Origin of the sequence: Streptomyces spiramenti, from assembly GCF_012034385.1 — a bacterium.
In the GTDB taxonomy this organism is placed as follows: Bacteria; Actinomycetota; Actinomycetes; order Streptomycetales; family Streptomycetaceae; genus Streptomyces; species Streptomyces spiramenti.
Map to the genome: position 1 here is coordinate 1 of NZ_JAAVJB010000385.1, position 2841 is coordinate 2841.

A 2841-nucleotide genomic window follows, 5' to 3' on the forward strand; every position below is an offset into this window, starting at 1 on the left:
CCGTCACCCGGCCCCGGGGGGCCGCGGACCCGCCGCGTGTCGCCGCCTCAGCGGCGGCGTTCCGGCGCGGCGACCCGGACCCGCGCCGGCCGGAACACCCAGTCACCGTGCGCGAAGCCGCGCCGCACCACACCGGTGACCGCCCCCGGTTCGGCGTTGCCGTCCCGATCGACCGAGACGGCCTCCTGCCGCGCGGGGTCGAACGGCCCCGTCGTACGGATCTCGCGCACCCCGTGCGCCGCCAGCGCGTCGAGCAGTTCGTCCCGCACCGACCGGGCGAGCTCCGCGGCACCGTCGGACGGCCCGGAGGCGTCCGCCTCGGGCGCCGCGGACGGCGGGCTCGCGCCGGGGCCGTCCACGTCCGCCCCGGCGACCCCCGGGCGACCGCTCGTGTCGGGCGGCTCGACCGCGTCCGCCGTGTCGGCCTCGCGGTCGAGCCGGTCGATGAGCAGCGCGATCCGGTGGACCAGCGGATGGAGGTACTGGCGGTAGGGGCCGTCTCGCGCCTCGTCCAGCAGGCGGCGCTTGTCCCGGTCGTCGAGGATGCGGCGCTCGAACAGCGCGGCGAGGCCGTCGATACGAGCGGCCAGATCGGCGTCACGCCCCTCGTCACCCGTCACCGGCCCGCCTTCGCCGCCCGCGTCGCCCGCATCGCCCGCCCGGTCGACGCCGCGCCCGGCGGAGCCGACGGACCGGCCGGGCCCACCCGAGCCGCTCATCCGACCGTCATCCGCTGCATCGCGGTCCGCATCTCCTCGACCCGACCTGCGTTCAGGTTCAGCGGGCGCTCCAGCTCGATCTCCCCCAGCCGCCGGTCGTTGGTCTCGTCGAACAGCTCCGCGTGGACCAGTCCGTCGGTGTCGTAGCTCATCCGCAGGCGCAACGGGGCACCCGCGGGCAGGCCGGAGGGCAGTTCGACCGGCTGCTCGGTCAGGATGTTGACCCGCTCCAGCACCTCGCCCTCCCCCTCGGTGAGCTGCACCGAGACCGCGTCCTGGTCCTCCGCGACCGTGCGGTAGGTCCGCTCCACCATCGCGGGGATGGCGGTGTTGCGGGCGATCACCACGTCGTTGAGCAGCTGGGAGGCGTCGTCGTCCGCCGTGACGACGATGCCCATCGACTGGGAGGTGACGTCGCGGACGGCGAGTTCCCTGCCGGGCGCGGCGCCGGACCCGGCAGCCGCCGCGACCTGGGCCGCGAGCTGCGCGGCGCCGAGGCAGACCGCCTCGTCGGGGTGAACGCGCAGGTCGGGCTTCTTGCCCGACAGTTTCTCCAGCAGCGCCCGGACGGCCGGGATGCGGGTGGACCCGCCGACCGGCAGGACGCGGTCCACCTGGTCCCAGCTCAGCCCCGCGTCCTCCAGCAGCCCCTCCACGAGGACCTCGGTGCGGTGCAGGTAGGGCTCGATCATCTCCTCGAACCGCTCGCGGGTGATCTCCACCGCGTGGGCGGACCGCCCCGACCCCACGCGGACCACGGTGCGGCGCGCCTGCGACAGGTCGGTCTTGGCGAGCTCGCAGCGCTCCCGCACCTCCGCCGTCAGGTAGGGGTCCTCCAACAGGTCATCGTCGCCGCCGAGTTCCGCCACCCGCTCGGCGACGTACCGCATCAGCGCGTTGTCGAAGTCGAACCCGCCGAGGTTGCGGTCGCCGTCGGTCGCGATGACCTCGCAGCTGTCGCCGGAGACCCGCATCAGGGTCACGTCGAAGGTGCCGCCGCCGAGGTCGTAGACCAGGACCGTGCCGGCGTCGCCGTGCTGCACCCCGTAGGAGATGGCCGCGGCGGTGGGTTCGTTGACCAGTCGCAGCAGGTTGAGGCCGGCGATCCGCGCCGCGTCGGCGGTCGCCTTGCGGCGGGTGTCGTCGAAGTAGGCGGGGACGGTGATCACCACGTCCTCGACGGGTTCGCCGAGCGCCTCGGCGGCGCCGTCCGCCAACGCCCGGAGCAGGTAGGCGGAGACCTGCTCCGGTCGGTGCTCCACCTGATGGGAGTCGATGAAGCTGTAGTGCGGGTTGCCCATCTCCCGCTTGATGAACTGCACGCAGTCATCGGGTTGGAGGACCGCGCTGTTCCGGGCGGTCGCCCCCACCAGCACCTGGTCGGGCCCGGTGAACAGCACCACCGAGGGGGTCAGGGTACGACCGCCCGTGTTGCGCACCAGCTCCGCCCAGCCCGCTCGGTCCACGACCCCGACCGCCGACATGGTGGTCCCCAGGTCAATTCCGACAGCTCGCCCTGTCACGGCGTCTCCCGCTCTTCCGTCGTATCCCGCCGCGGCCGGACCGACCGCCGCCGCTTGCGAACCACTTCCCGCACCCGGGCGCGGCTATCCCCCTGTGTGCCCGTCCCACCGGGCGGCACGCGCGTTGATCCACCAGCCGGGCCGGCGGATCGCCCGGAACCAGGCGAGCGGCAGGCCGATCAGGACGGCGGCGAACAGCAACGGGTGCGCGAGCAGCGCCGCGATGAGCAGCACGGCGGAGACCAGCATGCCGGGCGCCAGCCAACTCGGCCGCGCCGGATGGCGGTTCGCGCACCAGTCGAGATACCGGAGGTCGCGCTCGACATCCTCCCGCTGCCCCTCGTCGGCCACGACCCGCGCCGCGCGCTCCAGCAGCGGACGCATGCGGTCGATCTCACTCGGTTCGGTGACGGTGTGGTCCTCCGCCCCCCGGACCCCGGGCACCCGCTGTGCGGCGCGGAGCAGGGCATGGACCAGGTGGTACCGCACCGTGACGTCGTCGGGCCGCGCGGTGAGGAGGTCCTCCAGCACGGGCACCGCCTCCTCCGGGGAGCCGCCCTCCAGGTGGACGAGCGCGATGTGGAACGCGCCATCGCCCG

3 protein-coding genes are annotated in these 2841 nt (G+C 74.1%); all 3 read right to left on the reverse strand.

All coding sequences use genetic code 11. The features are described 5' to 3' along the window. Window positions 1-47: 47 nt before the first annotated feature. Window positions 48-719 carry a nucleotide exchange factor GrpE gene (locus HCJ92_RS23465; protein ID WP_167935616.1) on the reverse strand — a complete coding sequence of 224 codons (672 nt, stop codon included), beginning with the start codon at window positions 717-719 and terminating at the stop codon, window positions 48-50. After that, window positions 716-2242: an Hsp70 family protein gene (locus HCJ92_RS23470; RefSeq protein WP_338054353.1), complete on the reverse strand. Its 1527-nt coding sequence runs from the start codon at window positions 2240-2242 to the stop codon at window positions 716-718. Before HCJ92_RS23470 ends, HCJ92_RS23465 begins: the two co-directional genes overlap by 4 nt. 84 nt (window positions 2243-2326) lie before the next feature. Further along, on the reverse strand, window positions 2327-2841 hold a 515-nt coding region (locus tag HCJ92_RS23475; protein ID WP_209311520.1), incomplete at its 5' end, for a hypothetical protein.

Bases quoted from the DNA above. Each gene is read 5' to 3' on its own strand.
- HCJ92_RS23465 (WP_167935616.1), bottom strand. From the start codon at position 719: ATGAGCGGCTCGGGTGGGCCCGGCCGGTCCGTCGGCTCCGCCGGGCGC.